This is a genomic window from Megasphaera sp. NM10 (genome assembly GCF_000417505.1).
In the GTDB taxonomy this organism is placed as follows: domain Bacteria; phylum Bacillota; class Negativicutes; order Veillonellales; family Megasphaeraceae; genus Megasphaera; species Megasphaera intestinihominis.
This window is the reverse complement of record NZ_APHY01000028.1, coordinates 14,916-40,987: the sequence shown is the minus strand read 5'-3', so window position 1 is coordinate 40,987 and position 26,072 is coordinate 14,916. Positions and strand designations below refer to the sequence as shown.

Here is a 26,072-nt window from a genome sequence, read left to right as displayed (position 1 = left end):
KCAGGTCTTCAAGATTTCTACCTACGCATCCAAGAGCTCTATAAAAAATGGAAGGGTCGTCACGTCGCAAACTGGGCGATGGTCCGGAACCAGCTGCTCATGGACGACAGGATGTCTCAGCTTATGCAGCAATACGATGTTGCTTATTGAATCGATTTACACAAAACTCTTGACACACCCATAGATATAGTTATTAACACGGATGCATTTCATTATAAGTGGATGCAGATACAAAATTATATCGATGAACAAGGAACGCAATCATCTAAACTCTGTTTTACGCTAGAGCAAGACATCGAATACCATTAAGAAATGCTACCAAATTTTGATGGTACGGGACTGTCCCCCCTCTAATACTACAATTATGCATATTATCGGTGTGGCGCTGAAAACGGTTACATATTATCAGGTTCTACTATGAAAGCTCGCTTCAGTGCGTACCTTTTCTAAATTACAATGTTAATCATGACAATACCGCATATAAGATTAGCGGCACCATTGAAGTTCGAATTGTCACGATGCACTGTAGCAGCCCTCCTAAACGATATATTAGATGGACAGTTTGACTCCCCACAGAGTACTCACATGTCAAACTCAGATTTACCGCTAGCGAAGAAGTGATACAACTCATTTGGATGAATTCCGTGCATGAGCGAATGAGCGGAATAAAAAACCACCACCGATTTACTAGTTATTCACCAAGAAAAAAATAAAATTAAACTGATACCTTCGTAACCTAATTGAAGTAAATAACTAATTGTTACGCAAGTGGAATTGATTCTACACTAGTGATTGTATTCAATAAACTTTCCCATATGATTGTTTATCCCATCTCTCATTCCTTTAATAATATAATTAATTTTATGTTTCTTATCATTTTCTGCAAGAATCACTTTAATTACATCTTTTATTATATTTTTTATATACCAACACCTTATTTCAGGATATTTTTTTAAAACATATATTCGATTTCGAGTCATATAATATTTTCGTAATGCATTGTGATTAAATGTATTATAATGAAATCCTAAAATCTGATGGAAAGTTTGATGACCCAGCGAATGCTTTAAAATGATAGAAGGAAATTCCAAAATATCATATCCATTTTTTTTGATTCGGTAACAAAACTCGTTGTCCACCTCATCAATAAAAAGAGTTTCATCAAACCCCCCAACTGCTTTAGCAATATGAACTGGAATAATAGATCCAGAAGTAATTGCTACATCAATTTTTTTGTATCCTGGTATTACCGCATCCACCCTCTGATCAAAGTTTACTGAATATACGCCTGTTCTTTGTGGATTAATTTTTTCTTGCTCTTCTATTGCCTGCTTGTACTTTGCCATCATCCCCGGCATAAAATGACTATCTTGATCCATCGTCAAAAGGAAATCATAGCCGTCTGAAGCTTTTAATGCATAATTCATTGCATATGCAATGCCCATATTATCACCAAAAGCCACATATTTAACTTTTTCAATTTCGGAAAATAGTTTCTTTATTGATATATCTGGATTTTCTGTATTATCAAGTACATATAAAATATCCAACTGGTCTAAGAAAGTCTTTATATTAGATAAGACATTTTTATTAGGATGATATAAAGTAATAACGCCAGCTAATCTCATCTTATTTCACCTCATAAATATGTTTTAGGGCCATAATGATTACGTAGTCCATCAATTATACCTTCAATATATCCCTTACTTTTACTTACTTTATCATCATCTACTAATATAATTTTAATGGGGGCCTTTATTAAATTTTTTACCCATTTCATAGCCATCTCAGGATATTTCTTTATAACATAAATAGCATTTCGCGCCATATAATATTGCCTAATCGCATTATGTTCATTATGATTTCGAAAATGAATTCCATACTTTACGATGGGTCTCATCCCCCCCACCTGGTGATTTAATTTGTACTTATTCACCATAAGGCATAAATATCCCGCCTTTCGTGCACGATAACAGTATTCATAGTCAACATAGTCAATAAAAAGTTTCTCTATAAAATCACCTAATTCCTTCATAATCTTTAAATTGATAATCATGCCAGAAGTAATTACTTCATCGGCAACTTCTATATCTTGATCAGGATTCTTTTGACTATATCCATCATAATTGATACCAATAACTGCTGCATTTGAAAATTTCTTAAACAGACTTTTTGCCGTATATATATACCCATAAAATACATCATTAGTAAATTGGCTGTCCTGATCCATTGTAATTAAATAGTCTATTTTATCCTGTAAAGCTTGATGAACCCCCACATTCAAAGCCGCTGCTATCCCCTTATTGCCCTGCATTGAAAGGTAGTTAACCTGGGGATATTGTTGTAATTGATGTATAATTAATGATTGAGTATTTGAGTTATCAATTATATATAGTTTTTCAGTCAAATTAATATAAGATCGTATATTTTCTAAAACATTTTTTTCCGGCTGATATAATATAACTGCCATCGCAAAATTCATATCATGCGCTCCCTATAAATTGTATATTTCTATCATTACATATCATCCATTATGTTATCTTGTTTTTGTATAAAATTTCTCATCATTTCGATTGATTCTTCTAATTCTTCTGGCTTATAAGGTTCGTTTTTATCATTTTCTGGATGATGAATTTGGTGTCGGATATATTCAGTTAAAATTTTATCTGTTTCTTTAAGTTCATTATTTCTACATATTTGTATATATTTTCTTGTTCTTTTACCTTTTTTGTATTCATTTAACAAATTATTTGACTCTAAATAACCATAAAGTTCATTATGATATTCTTCAGTAATTTGATTAAAAGCAATATAATTCACCTCATTCAATGAAGGATAAGGTAAACAATTAGGTCTAATCGTTTTAACAGCCGTCCCTTTATCAATTCCTTCATTATCAATAAGACGCAAATCGTTAAAATCAAGTTTTTTAACAATAGTGCCACTATGTGTTGTCATGATAACTTGAACATTATTTAGGGAAGCCAGGGTTTTAAATGCTTCGACAAGCTTTACTTGATTCGAAAAATGTTGTGAGGTTTCCGGCTCTTCTATGGCATAAATAATGCTAGCCGTTGAATTATTTTCATTTTGTTCTTCTAGTTTTCTTTCTGCTTCTGCTCTGAAGAAATTTAAGAGTATCAATCTACGCACTCCACTGCCCCGTTTATTAATAGGAATTCCTTCGTCACCAGCAATAGATACATTTTTAAAGACATCTGCCCATTTTAGTTGTTTTACATCTGGAATAGATGGTTTCAACGTTTTAGCAGTTTCTTCATCCATCTCTTTTAATTTTTCCAAAGTACGTGAGGCTACTTCATTTAATTTATCCAAAACCTGCGCTGCTACCTCTTCGAACTCCTCTTGTAAAACATTTGAACTAATAATTTCTTTAACAGCATTTTTTAATGGATCTTGAATTTCATCATCTGAATCAGAATTATTCCTATCTGATTGAAATAGGCTATAAATCGGAAGGTATGTTGAAATCTTATTCCAGTATTTCTTAGCATCTTCTTTTGAAATATCAATTTTACTCTCAGCTAACTGCAATTTATCCCGGTAATATTTCCATATTGCTTGGCGTATTTCTGCATTTTTCGTTAAATCAATATCACTATCAATCCCAAGACCTTTTATCTTTTTCTTTAAGTCACCATTTTTTAGACAAAGCAAATCATTACATTCTGAATTTTGAGGATGATTAGCTATAATATATGTTTTGCAAGAAGATGAGGCGTTATGAAAAACCTTTTTTATCTCTAATTCATTATTTTTATTCAATAAGTATTCATCTTGCAAACTAGTAGGATTACTTTCATCAATAATAATTGAATCTGGCAACCCAGAAAAATATGCTGTCATCATAATATCAACGTCGCCAGCATCTTTACAGTCTATATTTAAATCATCTTTATCTAATTTAACGGTTCCCTTATTCTCATTAAAAAATATATCTAATGCTTCCAATATAGTTGATTTTCCACTATCATTTTTTCCAACAAAAGCAGTCAAATCATCAAAATTAATTTCTACAGCCTCTTTATAACCACGAAAATTTTTTAACTTAAATCTTTTGAGATACATAGAACCTACCTCACTTTTCATTGGAACAAAAATCATAAATCAACTTCATATAAACTTTCAATCTTTTTTATTTCACTATGGATATTATATCCTGCCGCATCCACTTGTGCTTCTGTATTTTTTCGGTTATTTAAAGAACTAATTTTTAAAATCTCAGAAACCCACTGTCCAGAATGTTCTAACGATAAGAATATAGATTTACCCACGACATCAACTTCTCTAGGTACAACATCTGAAAAAATACATTGCAAGCCCGAAGACTGTGCTTCAATGCCAACAATCCCCAAGCCCTCAAAGCGCGACGGCAACACAAAGCAATCCATTGCCTGAAACAATTTGGGGACATCGTTTCTCCTGCCTAAAAATAAGACACGCGAAGCTAGTTCCAATGATGCCACCTTTTCTTTCATCTGATTTTCTTCCGGTCCTTCCCCAATTAACAAAAGCAAAGAATTATTCAGTTTATCATGCACCTGTTTAAAAATATCAATCAGGAATTCATGATTCTTCTGGTAAGTAAAGCGACCAACGTGACCGATAACAAAGGTATCATCACTAATTTTTAATTTACGTCGTATATCTGCTCTTACATGAGGATTATAATTATATTTACTTACATCAATAGCGTTTTTGGCCATATGATAACGTTTAGATTGAAGAATCGAGACAGGGTACATCCATCGAGCCGCTAAAGAGGAACATGCTAAATATTCATCTGCCATATAGTTCATCAAATGTCTTCCTAATTTATGGATTATCATCTTAGCAAAACGTATGATATCACGTCGATCATCAATAGCAGTGCTATGAGAATGCATGATAATTCTTTTGGCCCCTATCCAACGAGCAATAATAATAGGAATAAAATTAGCATAAGACATATTAAAATGAACGGCTGCATATTCAGTCTGATTTAGTATGCCTTTTAAGGACTTAGCATATGAAATCGGATGTGATGGTCTGGAGATATGATAAAATCTAGCACCCATGCTAATAAATTCATCTTCAAAATCTAATTTTCTATCTTCAAAAGTCAAGAAATCAAATTGCACTTTATTTTTATCGATAAATCGATAATTTTGACAGATATATCCAGTAAGTCCTCCCTTATCATTAGCAACAAAAGCCTGTAGAATTCTAATCGGTTGATGGTAGTGCATATTTTACCTCTATTTCTATTTCAGTTGATTGAAAAATAAAAGCCGTTCCTTAGATGATTTATTTTACCATATTTCATCAATTTTTGCAGGAATTATGATAACCAGCTATCTATCGGCCAAAAATTTTCCTTTTAAGGAATGCTCCACCTTTTTTAATCCAATCTTGTTTTTCCATAAAGGATACATTGCTTTCTAAGTAATCAATCTGATTCTTTTCTAGCCAGATGTCAAGAAGAAGTTCACTAACGAAGCCGTAGATGCGGGATTCATAGGTATCCCAGCCAGTGATGTCGACTCGTTTTTCCAGTTCAAAGAGGATAGAGAACATCCACTGCATATAGTCATCATAAAGATTTCGGCGCATGACGAACATATTGAACATATGGGCCCAGGTCCGATTCATGACTTTTTCAAAAGCAGGAAGGTACTCTGGACACTGCTCCTTGATGATCTGTTCCGTCACATCCAGCCCTTCCCGATGGTGGGCGTGGTTATAATGGGAACGGTTCGTTTCGATGTAATATTTCCGCTTATCCGGAACAATGACGGGATGGCAGGATAAGAGCTGCTGCCATTCTTTTTCTGTCAATATCTGGTCTTTCTTGGCCTCGATGTTATGGACCTCTTTACGAGTAAAATAACGGCGGTAATGAACAAGCCCCAGATAATCGGCATCCAAGTTCTTCCAGGCCCAGTAAAGGCCCGTCAGTTCACAAAAATGAGAGTTTTTACTGCTGATGTTATCACCTGTATTATCCGGTGTATAGCCAATTGAGGATTTTCCTTCCGCTCCGACATGAACAGGCAGATAAACCGTATCCGTCGGCATCCAGTACTTTTTGTGAGCTGCAACGATGATTTTGATAGACAAAATGGTCAATCCTTTCTATTTTATAAGGCTTACATATTCTTGAAATTCGGCATATTCATCTTTATTTCTAATATACGAGCGTTTGAAAGCTGCAAACGCAGCGCTTCGTTTCAATCGGACAACCACTCTTCGTTTATTAGTTTCCGATTTATGTTCTTGGTAACGTTTCAATTCATTGAAAAATATATTCATTTCTCGCTGTAAGGCTTTCATTCGCTGGGCTGACTTGATAACCCTCATTCCGGTATTTCTTAGATTAAACACTTCATCAACTAGTTTAGCTGTCATTTGCGTTTCTTCGTGGTCATCTAAAGGCTTGACATCTATATTATCGTTAGTATAAAGAAATTGAATATGCAATTCTGGATCTTCCTGGCAACAGTTAATGATCTTGCCTTCATATTTTCTTTGATTCTTGATGCTATTGCAATGACCACAACTCCAGAAAAGGTTATTCCAATCAAATTTCAAATCAAGATTTCCTTTATGCGGGACCAAGTGCTCGATTTCAGGGTCTTGTAACCCTTTCAGTTCGCAAATATAGCATTTATCATGAAAATCAGTCTTCAATTGTTCTACGACATCTTCTCCACGATACGAGCCGTTTTCACCCTTCAATTTTTCAACTTTTAAAGAAGCTGGTGCCACCGGAGATTTATCACATTTTACCATTGTACTTACTCCTTCTGCGATAATTCCAATTTGAGCTTTTTATAATCTGCCATAAAATCTAACCCAAGATAGTCAGGAATTTCATCAAGATAATATTCCAAATTAGCAATTTCTTCATAATCATCATCGGTTAGTTCCTGTTTGCAAGCCAGTTGTTTATATCTTTCATATTTTTTCTGTAGCTCATCAGAAAGTACCGAAGCCTTGAAATAGCCTTCTACAATTCCATCATAAGGAATATTTGAAAGGCCTTCTGGAGTATTAACTAGCATATGATTTGCCAAATCATAAATAACTGTATTCTCGATAGAATTCAAAATGAACGGAGAGTGTGTCGTCACGATGAACTGAATATTGGGGAAAATGCCTGTCAATATCGGCATAATTTTTTTCTGTAGCTCTAAATGCAGATGTGCTTCGATTTCATCAATCAAGACGACGCCTTCCAAATCATAACGTTTGCCCGCTTTCTTTTCCATTCGCATCATCAAATCGACGACGATATCTAAAACGGCTGCATAGCCACTGGAAAGAGTGTCAAAGGTAAACGGTTCTCTGCCAGGTACGACGATATGGAACTCAAAGGTTTCAATATCAAAGTCCAGATGAGCTTGCGGCGCATCAAATATGATTTGTAAAACGTGGTCAAATCGTTGAAACCATTCTTTGATTTCTTCAGCTCTTTCTTTTTTCCCACCAACTTCCGCCATGGCCCCTACTGTTTTCAAATTCAAAATGTATTTTACGAACTCCTGCCCTGGATGTTCCTGGATAGTATACCTTTCCTTTAAATCCACTTTAGATACATTTTTCTCGTTATGTGCTGTATATCCTCGTTCCGCTTCATAATAGGCAAAAATGTATTCGCCCGTGTATACCTTGGACTGCATACTTTCCTTGTCGTTAAACTGAGCAGTAACGCCTTGGGCTATATCAACAGTATCACTATCTTCTGTATATATAGACAAATATGCCTTCAACGATTCCATGACACTGGTTTTACCACTGCCATTTTTCCCGGTCAGAATCAAGTGTTTGCAAGTCGTTTCTGATAATGGGATAGTGATATTCTGTAAGTGCCGTACTTTATCAATATGTATTTGCGTGATAAAATGTTGATTCATAAAATCATCTCCATTAAGTCTGTGATGGATGCAGCCACTAGTTCTATTGCGGGCCGCCTTCACAGGACGGCCCCTACGCAGGCCCCGGCCGGGGCATTTTTTACGAGCCGAGGGGTACTCGAGGCGTCGTTGTTAGTTTGAGTCTGTTGCCGCGCAGCGGCATCTGAGTCCGAGGCGGACTGCGAAATCAAGAGCAACCTCTCCGGCCCTTCGGGCCACCTCTAGCTCGGCTCTCCGTTTTGGCAACCGTCCTGCGCTTTCCTGTGGTCAGCACCTGACGGGCCAAAAAGGGCCTATGAGGCGAGGCTAATAACTAATACGCTCCTTTGTGTTTCAGGACGACGGCGATGGTGCGCCAAATGAGGACAATGTCGAACCAGACGTTCCAGTTGCGGACGTACCAAGTGTCCATCTGGACACGTTCTTCGTAGGTTGTATCGCTGCGGCCGCTGGTCTGCCACATGCCGGTGATGCCAGGGCGGACCATGTAGAAATCCTTGATGTACGGGCCGTATTTCGGGACTTCGGCCTGGATGATGGGCCGTGGCCCGACGAGGCTCATTTCGCCTTTGAGGACGTTGAACAGCTGCGGCAATTCGTCTAAGCTGGTCTTGCGCAGGAAGGCCCCGCTTTTAGTGATGCGCGGGTCATTTTTCAGTTTGAATTCTGTTTCCCATTCTTTCCGGGCCTGCGGGTCCCGTGCCAGGAGTTCTTTCAGTTTGACGTCGGCATCAACACACATGCTGCGGAATTTATAGCAGTTGAATTCTTTGCCGTTCCGGCCGACGCGGCGGTGCTTAAAGATGATAGGTCCGGGCGAGTCTTTATAGATCCATAGAGCGATGGCCAAAAAGAATGGCGAAAGACAGATAATCCCCAGGCTGGTACAGATGACATCAAAGACGCGTTTAACAGCCCGATTGTACCAGAGAGCCAGGTTGTTGCGGAAGCTGAAGGAAACGATATGGCCGTCGATGAGGCTTTCCGTGTCGAGCGTCGCCAACGGCAGGCTGCCCATATCGGGGATAAAAGCGACTTTCTTGACCAAGGGCTGGACGCGATAGACGATGTTCTGGACAGCGTTACTGCTGAGGCCCGGTGCAATGACCATGACGTGCTGGACACCGGTCTGGCGGATAACATCTTCGGCATCTTCAAAACGGCCTAAATGCGGCATCATGGCCGCTACTTTCGCTTCTGGCGTATAGTCTTCCAGATAGCCGATGAAATCATAGCTGACGCCCGTATCGTGCTTAAAATAATCCAATACGATGGCTGCTGTCTTACCGGCTCCCATGATGAGGACCGGCAGCTGGAGCAGTTTGAAATGCCCCAGGATATGTTTGACGATGTATCGTTCGGCTACCAGGAAAAAGAAAGAGGTCAGCCACAATAAGGCCACAAAGAGTCGCGACGTCGAGGCTGCCGTCTGGGCGATATAGATAAAAAAGATCAGTAAAGCGACGGCATAAAAGACGGATTTAAAAAGGCCGGAAATGACCTGCCAGAACTGCATACGTCGCGTATAAAGATGATGTAGTTGCAAAAAAAGGATATATACGACCGGTATGATGACGTGGATACTGAGCCAGGAGAGATGGAAATGCGTTTCGGGAACGAGAAAATCCCGCAGTCCATAAGATGCATACTCGGCCAGCCAGATAGCAATGTAATCAGCAATAACCATAACAATCGGCAACAATTCATTGCTGTATTTATTTTTGATAGAAATAGACCCTTTCGTCGATAGCGTCTCCAAAACAGCTCCTCCTCTGATTCTCCCCTGATAATAAGTCATAGCAAAAGAGGCTGTCGCATGTGCGACAGCCTCTTTGGAGTTTTAAGTTTGCAGTATCTACAAACTATAAAGTAAAGGGACCACGCATGATGGTAGAAGTCTCCGTGCGACAGTCCCTTTTACGTCGTTAGCTAAAAAAAATAGGGATCTTGCCCAAAGGCAGAAAATGGCATATAGACCACTCTTCCCATGCAGACATCTACATTTTTAATTATAACGAAAATTTAAATATCTGTCCACTTTTCCAACGTTCCGGGTGATATAGACTTCCCCAAAGAGATAGTCAATTCTTCCTATTTTATAACACTTACCCGCTTTCGTTTCCATCCACATCATCAATCGACGACGATGTCTAAAACGGCTGCATAGCCACTGGAAAGAGTGTCAAAGATAAGTTCCGTACTACTCGTTCTGTAGCGGGTCGCCCACGTGGCGACCCCTACGCCCCAGCCGGGAACATCTTTTACGAGCTGAGGGTTTCCCGAAGCGTCGTTGTCAGTTTGAGTCTGTTGCCGCGCAGCGGCATTTGATTCCGATTATTTCTTCTTTTTACGATGGACGATGAGGGCTTCGTCGGCCCAGTCGAAGAAGTACGGTTCGGTTGCGTAAATGGCATAGTTCGTCAGATAGGCAGTGATGAGTTCTTCATCGGAAAATGGGGCGTATGGCGGGTTGTCAAGGTAGGGCTGGAAGATGCTCTGGTCACCCTTTTTAATGGAACGGATGAGCTTTTTCGTAATAGGGTATTCCTGCTTCAAGGTTTCCAAGTATGATTTCGCCTCGGGCCAATCGCCGAGTTTGAAGTACAACAAGGCTAAGGCCAAGAGATAAAAGGAACTCTTTTGTTCGTATTTTCCCCGTTTATACAGTTTCAAAGCCTTCATTTCATTGCACATTTTAGCATACAGCGGCATCAGCAGAAAACGGATTCCCAAGTTGTCGTTTTGATTGAGGCGAAGCATTTCTTCCCCTATCTGGATGGCTTTGTTGTGGATACCACATTCAATCAAGTTCGACAAGTATTCTTGAAGCAGCATCATATAAGGCCGTGTTTCAAAGTCCAGCCAAAAATCACCTTTGCTACGCTGGTAAATTTCCTGATCTTTTAACCGTTTTTCTTCGGCTGCAATCATGCCCGGAAGGATTTCAAGCATATCCAGGGGGCCTTTCGAATCCAATTCAGCCTGGGCCAGTTTGACTTCCACATTATCCGGCTCCAGTTCGGCTGCTTTAGCCAAATATTCCCGTTTGTCTTTTTTTCGGCTCGCCTGCTCAGCTAAGTCCAAATAATCATAGACATCGGCTGGTACTGTATCGTCCTGCCCATTCTCCTGCAAAAAGTCCTGCAAGTGTTGGACAGCCTCATTATGCTGCATCATGAATTCTTCAATAATCTGCTGCATCTCTTCTTCGCTCTTAACACCGTTCGGAGCCTTCTTAGCAATAAATGCATGTAATTCTTTCATTACTTTATCCATAGCACGCATAAAATCATCTCCATTCAGTCTGTTTAGGTATTTCCATTCGTTCTGTGGCGGGTCGCCCACGCGGCGACCCCTACGAAGCCCCAGCCGGGGGCATTTCTACTGTCGCCGCGCCGCGGCATCCGTAGGGGCCGTCCCAGAGGGCGGCCCGCTACGCGCGGAGGGTTTCCCGAAGCGTCGTTGTTAGTCTGAGTCTGTCGCCGCACAGCGGCATCTGAGTCCGAGGCGGCCTGCGAACTGCGAACTGCGACCGGCGGCCTGCGAAAGTACAAGCAACCTCTCCGGCCCGTTGGGCCACCTCCAGCTCGGCTCTCCGTTTTGGCAACCGCCCTGCGCTTCCCTACGGTCAGCACCTGACGGGCCAAAAAGGGCCTATGAGGGGAGGCTTAAGGCTCCCTTTGTAGGGGAGCTGGCAGCTCTGCTGACTGAGAGGTGGCTTATTTAGCGTTCGAGCCATTCTTTGAATTCGGCTTCGCTGATGATGGGGGTCCCCAGTTTCTTGGCTTTTTCGTATTTGCTGCCCGGGTCGGCTCCGACGACAACAAGGGTCGTCTTTTTGGTGACCGATGACGTGCATTTACCACCTCGTGCTTCGACGGCCTGTTCGGCTTCTTTGCGGCTGAACATCTGCAATTTGCCGGTGAGGACGACGATTTCGCCGTCAAAGGTCGTATTGATGAGTGTTTTCTTTTCTGCCGTCATATCGACGCCGTGAGCGCGCAGTTTTTCGATGAGGGCCTGGTTCTTGGCGTCGCTGAAGTAGGCTACGATGCTGTCGGCAATGCGCGGTCCGATGTCGTCGATAGCTGTCAGGTCATCGGCATTGGCTTTCATGAGGGCATCGACGGAGCCGAAGGATTCGGCCAGGACGCGGCCGGCTTTGGCGCCGACGAAGCGGATGCCCAGGGCAAAGAGGACCCGGGCCAGGCCGACGGATTTGCTCGTTTCGATGGCCTTGAGCAGGTTGTCTGCCGATTTGTCGCCAAAGCCTTCGAGGTCGACCAGTTCTTCTTTAGTCAGGCCGTAGATATCGGCTACGTCGTGGATCAGATGCTGGGCCAGGAGCTGCTGGACGATGGCGTCGCCCAGGCCGTCGATGTTCATGGCATCGCGGGAGACAAAATGGGCGATTTTTTCACCGATGACAGCCGGGCAGTCCGGATTGGTACAGCGCCAGGCCGCTTCCCCATCGCGGCGGACGACAGGGCTGCCGCAGGCAGGACAAGTCGTCGGCATGGCGAAGACTTTTTCCGAGCCGTCGCGCAGTTCCGGCAGGGAGCGGACGACTTCGGGGATGATTTCGCCGGCCTTCTGGATGACGACGGTATCGCCTATGCGGATGTCTTTTTCTTTGATGTAATCCTCATTGTGCAGCGTTGCCCGTTTGACTGTCGTCCCGGCCAGGTGGACCGGTTCGAGGTCGGCTGCCGGCGTCAGGACGCCTGTCCGGCCGAGGCTGACGGAAATGTCCAGGACTTTCGTCCGCGCCTGTTCGGGCGGGAATTTATAGGCAATGGCCCAGCGGGGAATCTTGACGGTATTGCCCAAGCGGGCCTGCTGGGCAAAGGAGTTGACTTTGACGACCATGCCGTCCGTTGCATAAGGCAGGCTGTCGCGGCGGTCGTCCCAACTGTGGATGAAGGCGATGACGTCTTCGATGTTCGTGAACTTGCGGTATTCCGGATTGACCTGGAAATGGAACTGGGCCAAGGCCTGGAGCAGTTCTTCCTGGCTCTCGATGGTGATGCCGCTGTTTCCGCCCAAGGCGTAGGCAAAGAAAGCCAGTTTGCGCTGGGCCGTAATGCGCGGGTCGAGCTGGCGCAGTGAGCCGGCGGCGGCGTTGCGGGGATTAGCAAAAGGTTCCAGTTCGTCATCGCGGCGCTGCTGATTCAGGGCTTCAAACGACGTAATGGGCATGTAGACTTCGCCGCGGATCTCGATGTGCGGCGAATCGCTGGCGATGTGCAGGGGAATGGTGCGGATGGTCCGGACGTTGTTGGTAATGTCTTCGCCGACGACGCCGTCGCCGCGGGTGACGCCGCGGATGAACTGGCCCTGTTCGTAAATGAGGTTGACTGCCAGGCCATCGATTTTCAGTTCGACGACGTATTCTAAGGCTTCGCCGCCTAAATCGCTGCGGACGCGCTGGTCGAATTCCCGTAATTCATCGTCGCTGAAAACGTCGCCCAAGCTGAGCATGGGCCGGTCGTGAGTGTATTTTTCAAAGCCGCCGGAAATCTTGGAACCTACGCGCTGTGTCGGCGAATCGGGCGTGACCCAGTCGGGATGGGCTTTTTCGATGTTTTCCAGTTCCCGGTACATCATATCGTATTCATAATCAGTCACCGTCGGTTTGTCGAGGGTGTAATACTGATAACTCAATTCATCTATTTTTTTGCGCAGCGCCAAAAGACGCGCTTTTTCAGTATCCATGAGTTCCTCCTTTATTCCTGAAAATCGGTTCCATTTATCCGAAAAGGATCTCCTCACACGTTCTGTGGCGGGTCGCCCACATGGCGACCCCTACGAAGGCCCCTATTATATTTTCTCTAAGGGGGCGTATTTTACGACGACTTGGCGGACGCCTTTGGTCGGGAATTGGATTTTCATCTGCATGTTCGGGCCTTCGCCGATGACGTCGAGGACAGTGCCGATGCCCCAGATTTTGTGGCGGACTTTATCGCCTTTGGCAAAGGTATCGGTAACGGCATGTTTCTTGGGCAGGCTCGACGCGACGGGCTTGGTCAGGATGGAGACGCGCTGTTTCCCCGGGACCGCCGTCGTCCGGCTCTGGGGCATGGCGCTCTTGCGATGGTAGTCTTCCATGAACTGCGGCGGGATTTCGGCCAGGAAACGGCTGGGCATATAGGCCGAGATGCGGCCGTACATGGTCCGCGTGACGGCATTGGTCACGTAGAGCTGCCGTTCGGCCCGGGTAATGCCGACGTAGGCCAGACGCCGTTCTTCTTCGACCTGCGCTGGGTCCATCAGGGTCCGGCTGTGCGGGAACAGGCCTTCGTCGAGGCCGGTCAGGAAGACGACCGGGAATTCCAGGCCCTTGGCGGCATGGAGGGTCATGAGGGTCACTTTGGAATCGCTGCTTTCAAAATCATCGACATCACTGACCAGGGCGACGTTTTCCAAAAAGTCCTGGAGGTTGCCGTCGGGATTGCTGTCCATGTAATCTTTGGCGACAGACAGGAATTCGCCGACATTTTCCTTGCGGCTTTCGCCTTGCGGGTCGTGTTCCGCTTCTTTATCGAGCATATCACCGTAGCCAGTCTGTTTGATGACCGTTTCGATGAGGCTCAGAACATCTTTGCCTTCGATGTCGTTGAGGAGGTCGAAAATCATGGCGGCGAAGTTTTCCAACGATGTCCGGGCTCGTTTGGTGACGGGAATCTCGTCCGTCGACGACAGGGCTTCAAACAAGGATATGCCCTGTTCTTCCGCATAGGCTGCGACGTGTTCCATCGTCGTGGCGCCGATGTTCCGTTTCGGCACGTTGATGATACGCGTCAGGCTCAAGCTGTCTTCCGGGTTGTAGAGCAATCGCAAATAGGCCAGGACATCTTTGATTTCCTTGCGGTCATAGAACTTGGTGCCGCCGACCATGGTATAGGGAATGGCATAGCGCATGAGCTTTTCTTCGAGGACACGGGACTGGGCGTTGGTCCGGAAGAGGATGGCCATGTCGCCATACGGTTCATGGCTGATTTCATGGCGGTTGTAGATGACGCCGGCGATATAATCGGCTTCGTCGTGTTCCGTCTGGGCCTGGTAATGGATGATCTTGTTCCCCGTCGGGTTCTCTGTCCACAGGGTCTTCTTGGGCCGGCTTTCGTTATTGTCGATGACGGCATTGGCCGCATGGAGGATAGTCTTCGTCGAGCGGTAGTTCTGTTCCAGTTTGATCGACGCCGCATCGGGATAGTCCCGCGTGAAGTCGATGATGTTGCGGATATCGGCACCGCGCCAGGCGTAAATACTCTGGTCGGCATCGCCGACGACGCAGATATTGCGCCAGCGGGCGGCCAGTATCTTGGTCAGGGCATACTGGGCATGGTTCGTATCCTGATATTCGTCGACCAGGATATATTGGAACCGGGACTGGTATTTTTCCCGGACTTCCTCGTTTTCCTGCAAGAGGCGCACGGCCAGGAACAAAAGGTCGTCGAAATCGACGGCATTGTTTTCCCGCAATTTTTCCTGATACAGAGCGTAGACGTCGGCGACTTTCTGTTCGTAGAAATCGGAGCTTGCGCCGCAAAGGCCTTGGCGTCCATGAGGACGTTCTTAGCCGATGAAATGGTCCCCAACACGGAGCGCGGCGTGAACTGCTTGTCGTCGAGGTTGAGTTTTTTCAGGCAGTCCTTGACCAGGACCAACTGGTCCGACGAATCGTAGATGGTGAAATTGCGCGTATAGCCATGGAAGCCGTCGATTTCAAAGCGCAGCAGCTTGGCGCAGAACGAGTGAAACGTACTCAGCCAGATGCTGTCGGCCTGGGCACCGACGAGGTTGGTCACACGTTCCTTCATTTCCTTGGCGGCCTTGTTGGTAAAGGTAATGGCCAGGATGCGGTACGGCGCGACGCCTAATTCCAGGAGATGGGCAATGCGGCAGGTCAGGACTTTGGTCTTGCCCGATCCGGCACCGGCCGTGATCAGCAGCGGCCCTTCAGTATGCTTGACGGCCTCGCACTGGCGGTCGTTGAGGGTATCAAAAATAGGATTCATGCATTCTTCCCCTTTATAGATAAAAAGGCCCACACCGTGTCGATGGGGCCTCTGAAAATCATCACTTATTTCATTGCCGAAAGGATAGGCGGAATGACCTGTTTCTTACGGCTCATGACCTTGGGCAGGTAGACTTCCTTATCGAGGACGTCCTTGCCGAAGGCACTGCTGACGACGTCGTCCATATTACCGGCGAAGATGAGGTTCGTCGATTCGTCGATGATGCTGGTGATCATCAGGAAGGAAGCGGCGTAATCGTGTTCAGCGCGCAATTTTTCCAAGGCGTTGAGCAGGACCTGTTTCTGGTCGAGGAGGTCCGTCGTATCCATGACCTGGACCTGGGCAACGGTGAAGGTCGTATTGCCGCTGGAGAATTCTTTCATGTCGTTGTGGACGATCTGGTCCGGCGTCAAATCGGAGACGTTGGCACCGGCTTTGAGCATTTCCATGCCGTATTTTTCGACGTCTACGCCAGCGATGTTGGCCAATTTTTCGGCAGCTTCGCGGTCAGCCGGCGTGCAGGTCGGCGAACGGAAGAGGACCGTATCGGAAATGACGGCCGACAAGAGCAGGCCGGCAATGTCTTTGGGGATGTCGACCTTAGCCTGTTCATACAAGCCCGTTACGATGGTTGCCGTGCAGCCGACGGGTTTGAAGAGGATGGAAATAGGGCCGGCTGTTTCCAAAGTGCCGCCGATGCGGTGATGGTCGATGACGCCGACGATAGATGCTTCGTCGATGCCGTCGATGATCTGTTTCTTTTCGTTGTGGTCTGACGAGGATGACCTGCTGTTTTTCGACAGCAGCGACACAGTCTGCACAGATCATGCCGACGTATTTGCCGTTTTCGACGACAGCGTATTTGCCATCAGCCGGGATATCATGGCCGTTATCGGTCGGCTTGAAGAACAATTCCGGATCGTGAGCCAAGGCTTTGACCGTGCTCAATTCTTCACCCATGACGGTCTTGACGAATTCATCGGCGAGCTGGCCTTTTTCGATGACGCCGACGAACTGGCCGTTATCGGCAACGGGAGCGACATCGCTTTCGTGGGATGCGAACCATTTGGCAGCATCTTTCAGGCTGGCACTGACCGGAAGGGCTTCGACTTCCGTGTGGACAGCTTCGCTGACTTTGACGTAGAAGTCCTTGACCAGTGGCTGCGGAGCAACGTGGAAATAATTCAGGGCAAAGGCCGTTTCCTTATTCGGTTCGCCAGCGCGGATCGGCGTAGCGTCGATACCCTGTAACTGTTTTAATTTTGCATAGGCAATGGAAGAACAAATGGAGTCCGTGTCCGGGCTCTTATGACCGGTAACAAAAATCTGTTTTGCCACGATAATCACCTCATTGAAAAGTATATGTATGTTTCTATATCCCTAACATTATATCATAGACAAAGGATGAAGGCTAGTGCAGGGCTTGTCATACACCAGTATAGACTATCATGCACATAGCCCTCGCAGATTCAAACGTTTTTCGTTCATCGTTCGTCGTATTAGTTATGATTTTTAATCGTACCATCAACGACGAACGATCTACGGCCTACGACCTACGAATTAGTCAAGCCCAGGCGCTGGAGCATGACCATGTCTTCGGCGATGGTCGAGCCCGACGTGGTCAGCATGTTGCCCGTAATCGAGGCCGACGCGCCGTGGAGCAGGGCCGTGGCGCCGTTTTCCGGCAGGAGTTTGCGGCCGGCAGCCAGGCGGATGTTAGCTTCAGGATTGATGAAGCGGAAGAAGGCGATGGTCCGCAGGACATCGCGGCCGTCGAGCTGGGGCCGATGTTCCAGGGGCGTGCCGGGAATGGGCATGAGGGCGTTGACGGGAATGGACTGAATGCCCAGTTCGGCCAAGCTGATGGCCATGTCCAGGCGGTCTTCCCAGGTTTCCCCCATGCCGATGATGCCGCCGGAACAGACGCAGAGCCCTTCTTTCTGAGCGGCCTTGATGGTGCGGATGCGGTCGTCATAGGTGTGGGTCGTGCAGATGTATGGGAAGAAACGCCGCGACGTCTCGATATTATGGTGATAACTGGTCACGCCCGTTTCGTGGAGGCGGTGCAGCTGTTCCGGCGTCAGCAGGCCGTGCGATGCACAGAGGTCGATGTGCATCGTCTGCTTCATCGTGCGGTACGTATCCAGGGCTTTTTCAAAATCCGCCCCTGTCAGAGCCCGGCCCGACGTGACGATGGCAAAGCGGTTGGCGCCGGCATCCTGATTGGCCTTGGCGTTGGCCAGGATTTCTTCTTTCGCCAGGAAACCGTATTCTTCGCAGCCCGTATGGTGGCAGGCCGACTGGGCACAGTATTTGCAGTCTTCCCCACAGCGGCCGCTGCGGCCGTTGATGATGGTGCAGAAATCAATATGATTGCCACAAAAATGGCGCTGTAAAACGCCGGCTCCCTGCTGCAATTCTTCCAAAGGTGCTTCCAGGAAAATCGATAAATCATCGCCGCGTTGGATGCGGTACCCCTGTATAATGCTATCGGTCAGTGCTGCTATCGTATTCATTGTCAACCCACTCCCTATTTTTATTGTGAACTATGGGATTATTATACTCGCTGCGGCGATTGCAGTCAACTTTATTTCGTTTGTATTAAGGTTAACAATATGAGTACACGATATCCTGAATCGCAGGACGGCCCATTTGTTTAAGACCAACCTCTCCGGCCCTTCGGGCCACCTCTAGCTCAGCTCTCCGTTTTGGCAACCGTCTTGCACTTCCCTGCGGTCAGCACCTGACGGGCCAAAAAGGGCCTATGAGGAGAGGCTTTGGCGCAGTGACAACCGCCGACTTTACGGGAATTTGTGCTTCGTGCCACCTCCAGCTCGGCTCTCCGTTTTGGCAACCGTCTTGCACTTCCCTGCGGTCAGCACCTGACGGGCCAAAAAGGGCCTATGAGGAGAGGCTTTGGCTCCCTTTATAGGGGAGCTGTCAGCGCAGCTGACTGAGAGGTTGCCTTTGGCCACCCTTGGGGACGACCCCTACGATGGAGTCATGAAAAAAGAGGCTGCCCGCGAAGCCATGCTTCGTGGGACAACCTCTTTTTCAAGTGTTCTTGCCAATGAATTACCGACGTTCGCGGATACGGGCAGCTTTGCCTGTAAGACCACGGAGGTAGTGCAGTTTTGCACGACGGACGACACCGTGGCGAACGACTTCGATTTTAGCGAGACGCGGGGAATGTACCAAGAAAGTACGTTCAACACCAATACCGTAGGAAACGCGGCGGACAGTGAAAGTTTCGCGGACACCGCCGTTCTGACGGCCAATAACGACACCTTCAAAAATCTGTACACGTTCGCGATTGCCTTCGACAACCTTTACGTGAACTTTGACTGTATCACCAGGGCGGAATGCCGGGATATCGTCACGAAGCTGTTCCTGTTCAAGTACGCTGATAATGTTCATTTCTTTTTTCCTCCTATAAGACATTCGTGCCCCCGTTGCCGCCACCTTTCACGACAATCGTGTATCGAGCAGAGGACTGCCTAAATTAACAAGGGAATTATACCATAAAGCCGCGGTCCTGTAAAGGGGGATTTTTCCATTTTATAGGCATCTTCCGTAAAGGGCTGCTTGAAAGCGCAGCAACCTCTCCGGCCTTTCGGGCCACCTCCCCTGCATTCACAGGATTCACGGCGGGCCGCCTAGCCACAGCTGTCCGTTTTGGCAACCGTCTTGCGCCTCTCGTTGGTCGGCACCTGACGGGCCAAAAAGGCTTAGGACGGCCCCTACGAAGGCCCCAGCCGGGGCATTTTTTACGAGCCGAGGGTTACTCGAGGCGATGTTGTCCACCTGAGTCTGTCGCGGCGGGACGCCGCATCTGATTCCGAGGCGGCCTGCGGCCTGCGAACTGCGACCGGCGGGATGCCCATTGGGCATCCCCTATCATTACATTTGTACGTTGGGCATGAAGCTGCGGGACATGTGGGCGATGATGGCCTGGTACTTATCTTTTTTGCTGGTCGGATAGGTGACGGTGAAGGCCGTGTAGGTCTTGTTCTTGTCGTTGATGTAGAGTTCGTGGTAGTAAGACTTCTTGCCGTCCGTCCAGCCGATGGCATAGCTGTTCTTGGTCTTGATGTTGGTCGTCAGTGTCGGCGATCCGTTCATGCCCAAAGCCATGTTGTAGAGTTCGTCGATAGTGAAGCCCATGGTGTTCTTGGCGGCATAGGTCATGTAGACGGCATCGTCTTTGGGATCCTGGAAATAGCAGCCATCGCCGTCGGCATTCATGTCGGCTGTCGTCGCAGCCCGGGGGATATCGACGGCATACTGATAGGCGCTGTTATAGTACTGATAGTAATTCTTGTCTTTAGTCGTCATGACCTGGACGACTTCATAGCTGTCGGCACTGGCGCTCTTGAGGCCCACCTTTTCTTCAGCCATGACGGTCGAACCGGCAATACAGGTAAGGGCTGCTGCCAACATGACGAGATTCTTCAATTTCATAAATGATCACTCCTTTATGGTAGATGCGGAAAAGAGGCTGTCACACGAAGGCAGCCTCTTTTCGAGTTTGAAGTTTGTAGTTTTTAGTTTACAGTAAATAACTCAAATTCAATCCTGTCATCTACAAACTACAAACTCTACACTACAAACTTGGACACTATTCATTATATCATATTTTTCATTTTTGGCCATTGAATTTCCGCTTTATCCACGGGATTCGCGGCGAGCCGCGAAAGTACAATCAACCTCTCCGGCCCGTTGGGCCAGCTCTGCTGACTGAGGGGTTCTTTCTCTACAATACGCTAAGGGTATGTCGTAAAGAACCCCTCCACCGCAAGCGGTCCCCCTCCCCTTCTCAGGGGAGGCTTTTTACGCGCCGAGGGTGTCCCGAAGCGTCGTTGTCCACCTGAGTCTGTCGCCGCGCAGCGGCATCTGATTCCAAAGCGGCCTGCGGACCGTCCGTCGGGACGGCCCCTACGCCAATTTCTTGATGTCGCCCAAGGGCTGGATGAGGCTGTAGGTCAGGGCCAAGAGGTGGAGACGGTTTTCTTTGACCGCTTCGTCTTTGTGCATGACCAGGACGTTGTCCAGGAAGTCATTGATGGCGGCAATGCCTTCGGAGAGGACTTCGGCTACGCCTTCGTAGTCATAGACGGCGTATTTCTGCGGCAAGTTGACCTGCATGGCCTGGCAGGCGCTGTAAAGGGCCTTTTCTTCTTCCGTTTCAAAGAGGTCCGGATTGACGTCGGTATCGTCGGCGCCTTTGATCATGTTGCTGACGCGGGTGAAGGCCTGCAAGAGGTCGGTCTTGCCCATGATGTCGGCATCGATGAGGGCCTGGGCACGGCGGGCTTCTTCATAAGCGTTGAGCGTATCCGAAGCCAGGACGCAGTCGATGATGTGGTAATCCATGCCTTTATCCTGGAAGATGTTCTTCAGGCGCAGCGTGAAGTAGTCGTCGAGCTGACCCATGACTTTGGCTGCGTCTTCCCCTTCTACGCCGAGGAGATTGAGGACGAAGGCAAAGACTTCATGGCAGTTGAGGTTCCAGCCGGCATCCATGAGGATGTTGAGGGTACCGATGGTCTGGCGGCGCAGGGCAAAGGGGTCCTGCGAGCCCGTCGGGATGAAGCCGCGGCTGAACATGCCCGTAATGGTATCGAACTTGTCGGCAATGCCCAGGACTTTACCCATGTCGGTCTGCGGCAGGACGTCGCCGGCAAAGCGCGGCTGGTACTGTTCGTTGATGGCTTCGGCCACGCCAGCATCTTCGCCGTCGATGAGGGCATATTCCTTGCCCATGACGCCCTGGAGTTCCGTGAATTCCATGACCATCTGCGTAGCCAGGTCGGCTTTGGCCAGGAGCGATGCGCGCTGCAGCTTGGCGTCATCCAGGCCGAGGTCGAGTTTATGATTGAGGAAGACCGTAATCTTTTCCAGGCGCTGGGCTTTGTCATAGAGCGTGCCCAAGCCGTCCTGGAAGACGATTTTCTTCAATTTTTCCGTGTAATCGGCGAGCTTATGTTTCTTGTCTTCTTCAAAGAAGAACTTGGCATCGTCCAGGCGGGCGCGGAGGACGCGTTCGTTGCCGTGCTGGACCGTTTCCAGATGGTAGTCGTTGCCGTTGCGGACAGTCAGGAAGAGGTTCATGAGCTTGCCGTCTTTATCGCGCATAGGGAAATAGCGCTGGTGGTCCTTCATCGGCGTGATGATGGCCGCTTCCGGCAGTTTCAGGTAGTCTTCATCGAATTCGCCGCAAAGGGCCGTCGGGTATTCGACGAGGTAGACGACTTCTTCCAGGAGGTCGTCGTCCATGATGATGGTGCCGCCCTTTTCGTCAGCCAGTTTCTGCAGACCTTCGAGGATCATCTGCTTGCGGACTTCCGGGTCAACGATGAGGAAATGTTCCTTGCACGTTTCTTCATAGGCTGCCGGGCTTTCGATGGTGAAATCGCCGGTACCCAGGAAGCGGTGGCCGCGGCTGACGTTGCCCGATTTGACGTTAGCCAGTTCAAAGGGGATGACATCTTTATCGAAGAGGGCGACGAACCAGCGGATAGGACGGACGAAGTGGAAGTCCAGGCTGCCCCAGTGCATGCTCTTGGGGAAATTAAGACCCGTGACGATGCCCTTCATGAGGTCCGGCAAGAGGCCGGCTGTGTCAGCGCCGACGCTGGTGACGTTGGCATAGACGTAGCCGTCTTCAACGACGAGGTCCTTGACGTCGATTTTCTGACCCCGGGCAAAGCCCATGGCAGCTTTCGTCGGGTTACCGTCGGCATCGTAAGCGATCTTGACCGACGGGCCTTTATGTTTGGCCGATACGTCGGCCTGTTTTTCAGCGACGCCCTTCATGATGAGGGCGATGCGGCGCGGCGTACCGAGGGTGCGGATCGATTCATAGGCGATATGGGATTCGCCAAAGGATTTCCCGGCCAGGTCCCGGACCTGGGAAAGGATACTCGGCATATAATGAGCCGGGATTTCTTCAGTACCGATTTCAAGTAACAAATCTTTGCTCATCTTATTTTTCCTCCTTATTCAGCATCGGGAAACCTAATTTTTCACGCTGTTCCAAGTACGCTTTGGCGCAGGCCCGTGCCATGTTGCGGACGCGGCCGATGAAGGCAGCCCGTTCGCTGACGCTGATGGCGCCGCGGGCGTCGAGGAGGTTGAACGTGTGCGAGCATTTCAATACGTAGTCATAGGCCGGAAGGACGAAGCCGGCTTTGATGACCCGCATGGCTTCTTTTTCGTATTCATCGAAGAGGTGGAACAAGAGGTCGGCGTTGCTCAATTCAAAGGCATACGTCGACTGTTCGACTTCGTTCTGATGGAAGATGTCGCCATAAGTGACGTCTTCATTCCATTTGAGGTCATAGACGTTTTCGACGCCCTGGATATACATGGCCAGGCGTTCCATACCGTATGTGATTTCCGACGAAACAGGAGCGACGTCGATGCCGCCGACCTGCTGGAAGTAGGTGAACTGCGTGACTTCCATGCCGTCGAGCCAGACTTCCCAGCCCAGGCCCCAGGCGCCGAGGGTCGGCGATTCCCAGTTGTCTTCGACGAAACGGATATCGTGTTCTGCCGGGTTGATGCCCAACGTTTCCAGACTCTTCAGATAGAGTTCCTGGATGTTGTCCGGCGACGGTTTGCAAATGACCTGGAACTGATGATGCTGGTACAGGCGGTTCGGGTTGTCGCCATAGCGGCCGTCAGCCGGGCGGCGAGACGGTTCGACATAGGCAACGTGCCACGGTTCCGGCCCGAGCGTGCGCAGGAAGGTAGCCGGGTTCATGGTCCCTGCCCCTTTTTCTACATCATACGGTTCGTAGATGATACAGCCCTGAGAAGACCAAAAGCTCTTCAATGCAAATATCATGTCTTGAAAATTCATCGTATTCCCTCCTAAATACAAAAAAGTCCCTGTAACACATGACATGTTACAGGGACGAGTATACGTACCCGCGGTTCCACCCTGATTGGTCCAAAGACCCGCTTGATTCATCGGCCATACACATCGAAAAGACTTCCGGCCGCGGCCTTCAGAGCGCCTTCCGCATCGGCAGCAGGCTCACACTGTCCCTGCTTCGCTGAGGATGATACGTACTTACTCTCCTGCATCGCCTATTGATTTGTACAAACCTTATCATAGCAGAGATGGGGGGAAAAGTCAATAAAAAGGAGCCGTCTCGTAGAGACAGCTCCTTTTGAGTTTGCAGTTTGTAGTTTGCAGTAATCAATACTTTGAATGGATTCACTACAAACTCTATACTAAAAACTTTAAACTCACTATCATTGCTTGCCGTATTTTTCGGCGACGTCCAGGCGGCGCAGGGCTCGTTGCAGGGCCGCTTCGGCGCGGGTCACGTCGAGGTCGGCAGCGTGTGCAACCAAGCGGTCTTCGGCACGTTTTTCCGCCGATTGGGCGCGGGCTACGTCGATGTCTTCCGGTTTTTCTGAAGCTGGCGTGATGACTGTGACCGTATTGTCATGGACTTCCAGGAAGCCCGACGCTACGGTGACGCACTGGCGCTTTCCGCCTTTATCATAGCACAGGGGCCAAATCGACAGGGACGCGATGAGCGGCGCATGATTGGGCATGATGCCCAAGTCGCCGTCCAATGCGCGGACGAGGACGAAATCCACATCTTCATGGAGTACGGCAGCATCGGGTGTAATGACTTCCAGATGGAGGGTCTTTCCTGCTTCTGCCATAGACTATTCCCCTTTCAGTGTCTTAGCCTTTTCGTATGCTTCTTCGATATTGCCTACCATGTAGAAGGCCTGTTCCGGCATGTCGTCGCATTTACCGGACAAGATTTCCTTGAAGCCTTCGATGGTTTCTTTCAACGGCACATAGCGGCCCTTCTGACCGGTGAACTGTTCAGCGACGGCGAAAGGCTGGCTGAGGAAACGCTGTACCTTACGGGCACGGGCAACGGTCAGCTTATCTTCTTCGGACAGTTCGTCGATGCCCAGGATGGCGATGATATCCTGCAGGTCTTTGTACTTCTGGAGAATTTCCTGGACGGCACGGGCCATGTTGTAATGGTCATCGCCGATGACGTGGGGATCGAGGATACGCGACGTCGAATCGAGGGGATCGACGGCCGGGTAAATGCCCAGTTCGGCGATTTCACGGGCCAGGACGGTCGTCGCATCCAAGTGGGCGAAGGTAGCTGCCGGAGCCGGGTCAGTCAAGTCATCGGCCGGGACATAGACAGCCTGGACCGACGTGATGGACCCGTCTTTAGTCGACGTAATGCGTTCCTGCAGGGCGCCGACGTCGGTACCCAGTGTCGGCTGGTAGCCAACGGCCGACGGGATACGGCCGAGCAGAGCCGAAACTTCGGAGCCGGCCTGGATGAAACGGAAGATGTTGTCGATGAACAGCAATACGTCTTTGTGTTCTTTATCGCGGAAGTATTCTGCCATGGTCAGACCGGTCAGGCCGACGCGCATACGGGCTCCAGGCGGTTCGTTCATCTGGCCGTAGACGAGGGCCGTCTTGTCGATGACGCCGGATTCCTTCATTTCGTTCCAAAGGTCATTGCCTTCACGCGTACGTTCGCCGACGCCGGTGAAGACGGAATAGCCGCCGTGGCCGGTAGCGACGTTGTGGATGAGTTCCATGATGAGGACGGTCTTGCCGACACCAGCGCCGCCGAAGAGGCCGATCTTGCCGCCTTTGGCATAAGGGCAGATGAGGTCGACGACTTTGATCCCCGTTTCAAAGATTTCCGTTTCCGTCGCCTGGTCCTGGAATTTCGGGACCGGACGATGGATAGGCCAGTAATCATCGGCTTCGACTTTAGCGTCGACTTTATCGACAGTCTGGCCGAGGACGTTGAAGATACGGCCCAGGACACCTTTGCCGACGGGGACCTTGATGGGACCGCCCGTATTTTCAGCTGCCATGCCGCGGACGAGGCCGTCCGTCGAGTCCATGGCAACGCAGCGGACGACGTCGTCGCCCAAGTGCTGCATGACTTCTACAACCAGGTCGATCTTCTGGTCGCCTTCGCCACCGGTGATATGGATGGCGTTGTAAATGGCGGGCAAATCTGCTTCCGAGGCAAACCGCACGTCGACGACCGGGCCGATGACCTGGACTACTTTCCCAATATTATTACTCATGAAGAGGTACTCCTCTCTTTCAGAATGA

The 26,072-nt window shown here is 48.4% G+C and carries 18 protein-coding genes and 1 pseudogene; all 19 read right to left on the bottom strand.

Going from position 1 to position 26,072, the window contains the following annotated elements:
* Nucleotides 1-785: 785 nt before the first annotated feature.
* Nucleotides 786-1,628 (bottom strand): glycosyltransferase family 2 protein, encoded by an 843-nt coding sequence (locus NM10_RS06145; RefSeq protein ID WP_020310726.1) that lies wholly within the window; start codon nucleotides 1,626-1,628, stop codon nucleotides 786-788.
* Between the two features lie 11 nt (nucleotides 1,629-1,639).
* Nucleotides 1,640-2,482, bottom strand: a complete 843-nt coding sequence (locus tag NM10_RS06140; RefSeq protein WP_020310725.1) for a glycosyltransferase — start codon at nucleotides 2,480-2,482, stop codon at nucleotides 1,640-1,642.
* Nucleotides 2,483-2,517: 35 nt separating this feature from the next.
* Entirely contained in the window at nucleotides 2,518-4,089 is a 1,572-nt protein-coding gene (locus tag NM10_RS06135; RefSeq protein WP_239639635.1) for an ATP-binding protein, read from the bottom strand.
* A gap of 32 nt (nucleotides 4,090-4,121) precedes the next feature.
* Nucleotides 4,122-5,249: a glycosyltransferase family 1 protein gene (locus NM10_RS06130; protein ID WP_020310723.1), complete on the bottom strand. Its 1,128-nt coding sequence runs from the start codon at nucleotides 5,247-5,249 to the stop codon at nucleotides 4,122-4,124.
* 109 nt (nucleotides 5,250-5,358) lie between these two features.
* On the bottom strand, nucleotides 5,359-6,120 hold the full coding sequence (locus tag NM10_RS06125) for a DUF4422 domain-containing protein (protein ID WP_020310722.1): 762 nt from the start codon (nucleotides 6,118-6,120) through the stop codon (nucleotides 5,359-5,361).
* 15 nt (nucleotides 6,121-6,135) lie between these two features.
* Nucleotides 6,136-6,792: a hypothetical protein gene (locus tag NM10_RS06120; protein WP_020310721.1), complete on the bottom strand. Its 657-nt coding sequence runs from the start codon at nucleotides 6,790-6,792 to the stop codon at nucleotides 6,136-6,138.
* A gap of 5 nt (nucleotides 6,793-6,797) precedes the next feature.
* The gene (locus NM10_RS06115) at nucleotides 6,798-7,916 is read right to left on the bottom strand and encodes an AAA family ATPase (protein WP_020310720.1); all 1,119 of its coding nucleotides are present in this window, start codon (nucleotides 7,914-7,916) and stop codon (nucleotides 6,798-6,800) included.
* A gap of 313 nt (nucleotides 7,917-8,229) precedes the next feature.
* The gene (wbaP, locus tag NM10_RS06110; RefSeq protein WP_020310719.1) at nucleotides 8,230-9,675 is read right to left on the bottom strand and encodes an undecaprenyl-phosphate galactose phosphotransferase WbaP; all 1,446 of its coding nucleotides are present in this window, start codon (nucleotides 9,673-9,675) and stop codon (nucleotides 8,230-8,232) included.
* Nucleotides 9,676-10,250: 575 nt separating this feature from the next.
* Nucleotides 10,251-11,192, bottom strand: coding sequence for a tetratricopeptide repeat protein (locus NM10_RS06105; protein ID WP_239639634.1), 942 nt, complete (start codon nucleotides 11,190-11,192; stop codon nucleotides 10,251-10,253).
* Nucleotides 11,193-11,639: 447 nt separating this feature from the next.
* Nucleotides 11,640-13,631 (bottom strand): NAD-dependent DNA ligase LigA, encoded by a 1,992-nt coding sequence (gene ligA, locus NM10_RS06100; protein WP_020310717.1) that lies wholly within the window; start codon nucleotides 13,629-13,631, stop codon nucleotides 11,640-11,642.
* A 105-nt stretch (nucleotides 13,632-13,736) separates the two neighbouring features.
* Nucleotides 13,737-15,937 (bottom strand): annotated as a pseudogene (pcrA, locus tag NM10_RS06095) (DNA helicase PcrA).
* Between the two features lie 65 nt (nucleotides 15,938-16,002).
* The gene (locus tag NM10_RS15265; protein WP_239639633.1) at nucleotides 16,003-16,749 is read right to left on the bottom strand and encodes a manganese-dependent inorganic pyrophosphatase; all 747 of its coding nucleotides are present in this window, start codon (nucleotides 16,747-16,749) and stop codon (nucleotides 16,003-16,005) included.
* A gap of 741 nt (nucleotides 16,750-17,490) precedes the next feature.
* The gene (bioB, locus tag NM10_RS06085; RefSeq protein WP_020310714.1) at nucleotides 17,491-18,453 is read right to left on the bottom strand and encodes a biotin synthase BioB; all 963 of its coding nucleotides are present in this window, start codon (nucleotides 18,451-18,453) and stop codon (nucleotides 17,491-17,493) included.
* A gap of 559 nt (nucleotides 18,454-19,012) precedes the next feature.
* Complete coding sequence (rplS, locus tag NM10_RS13290; protein ID WP_020310713.1) at nucleotides 19,013-19,354, bottom strand: 50S ribosomal protein L19; 342 nt, start codon at nucleotides 19,352-19,354, stop codon at nucleotides 19,013-19,015.
* A gap of 483 nt (nucleotides 19,355-19,837) precedes the next feature.
* Nucleotides 19,838-20,398 carry a hypothetical protein gene (locus NM10_RS06075; RefSeq protein ID WP_020310712.1) on the bottom strand — a complete coding sequence of 187 codons (561 nt, stop codon included), beginning with the start codon at nucleotides 20,396-20,398 and terminating at the stop codon, nucleotides 19,838-19,840.
* Between the two features lie 474 nt (nucleotides 20,399-20,872).
* Complete coding sequence (glyS, locus tag NM10_RS06070) at nucleotides 20,873-22,921, bottom strand: glycine--tRNA ligase subunit beta (RefSeq protein WP_020310711.1); 2,049 nt, start codon at nucleotides 22,919-22,921, stop codon at nucleotides 20,873-20,875.
* Between the two features lies 1 nt (nucleotide 22,922).
* Nucleotides 22,923-23,801 carry a glycine--tRNA ligase subunit alpha gene (gene glyQ / locus NM10_RS06065; RefSeq protein ID WP_014016840.1) on the bottom strand — a complete coding sequence of 293 codons (879 nt, stop codon included), beginning with the start codon at nucleotides 23,799-23,801 and terminating at the stop codon, nucleotides 22,923-22,925.
* A gap of 398 nt (nucleotides 23,802-24,199) precedes the next feature.
* Nucleotides 24,200-24,622 (bottom strand): F0F1 ATP synthase subunit epsilon, encoded by a 423-nt coding sequence (locus tag NM10_RS06060; protein WP_020310710.1) that lies wholly within the window; start codon nucleotides 24,620-24,622, stop codon nucleotides 24,200-24,202.
* 3 nt (nucleotides 24,623-24,625) lie between these two features.
* Entirely contained in the window at nucleotides 24,626-26,044 is a 1,419-nt protein-coding gene (gene atpD, locus NM10_RS06055) for a F0F1 ATP synthase subunit beta (protein WP_020310709.1), read from the bottom strand.
* Between the last annotated feature and the right edge of the window lie 28 nt (nucleotides 26,045-26,072).

Coding starts and splice junctions, on each gene's coding strand:
- rplS (WP_020310713.1), bottom strand. CDS start 19,354: ATGAACATTATCAGCGTACTTGAACAGGAACAGCTTCGTGACGATATC.
- ligA (WP_020310717.1), bottom strand. CDS start 13,631: ATGGATACTGAAAAAGCGCGTCTTTTGGCGCTGCGCAAAAAAATAGAT.
- atpD (WP_020310709.1), bottom strand. CDS start 26,044: ATGAGTAATAATATTGGGAAAGTAGTCCAGGTCATCGGCCCGGTCGTC.
- NM10_RS06075 (WP_020310712.1), bottom strand. CDS start 20,398: ATGAAATTGAAGAATCTCGTCATGTTGGCAGCAGCCCTTACCTGTATT.
- NM10_RS06060 (WP_020310710.1), bottom strand. CDS start 24,622: ATGGCAGAAGCAGGAAAGACCCTCCATCTGGAAGTCATTACACCCGAT.
- glyQ (WP_014016840.1), bottom strand. CDS start 23,801: ATGAATTTTCAAGACATGATATTTGCATTGAAGAGCTTTTGGTCTTCT.
- bioB (WP_020310714.1), bottom strand. CDS start 18,453: ATGAATACGATAGCAGCACTGACCGATAGCATTATACAGGGGTACCGC.
- NM10_RS06145 (WP_020310726.1), bottom strand. CDS start 1,628: ATGAGATTAGCTGGCGTTATTACTTTATATCATCCTAATAAAAATGTC.
- glyS (WP_020310711.1), bottom strand. CDS start 22,921: ATGAGCAAAGATTTGTTACTTGAAATCGGTACTGAAGAAATCCCGGCT.
- NM10_RS06130 (WP_020310723.1), bottom strand. CDS start 5,249: ATGCACTACCATCAACCGATTAGAATTCTACAGGCTTTTGTTGCTAAT.
- NM10_RS06140 (WP_020310725.1), bottom strand. CDS start 2,482: ATGAATTTTGCGATGGCAGTTATATTATATCAGCCGGAAAAAAATGTT.
- NM10_RS06105 (WP_239639634.1), bottom strand. CDS start 11,192: ATGGATAAAGTAATGAAAGAATTACATGCATTTATTGCTAAGAAGGCT.
- NM10_RS06135 (WP_239639635.1), bottom strand. CDS start 4,089: ATGTATCTCAAAAGATTTAAGTTAAAAAATTTTCGTGGTTATAAAGAG.
- NM10_RS06120 (WP_020310721.1), bottom strand. CDS start 6,792: ATGGTAAAATGTGATAAATCTCCGGTGGCACCAGCTTCTTTAAAAGTT.
- NM10_RS06115 (WP_020310720.1), bottom strand. CDS start 7,916: ATGAATCAACATTTTATCACGCAAATACATATTGATAAAGTACGGCAC.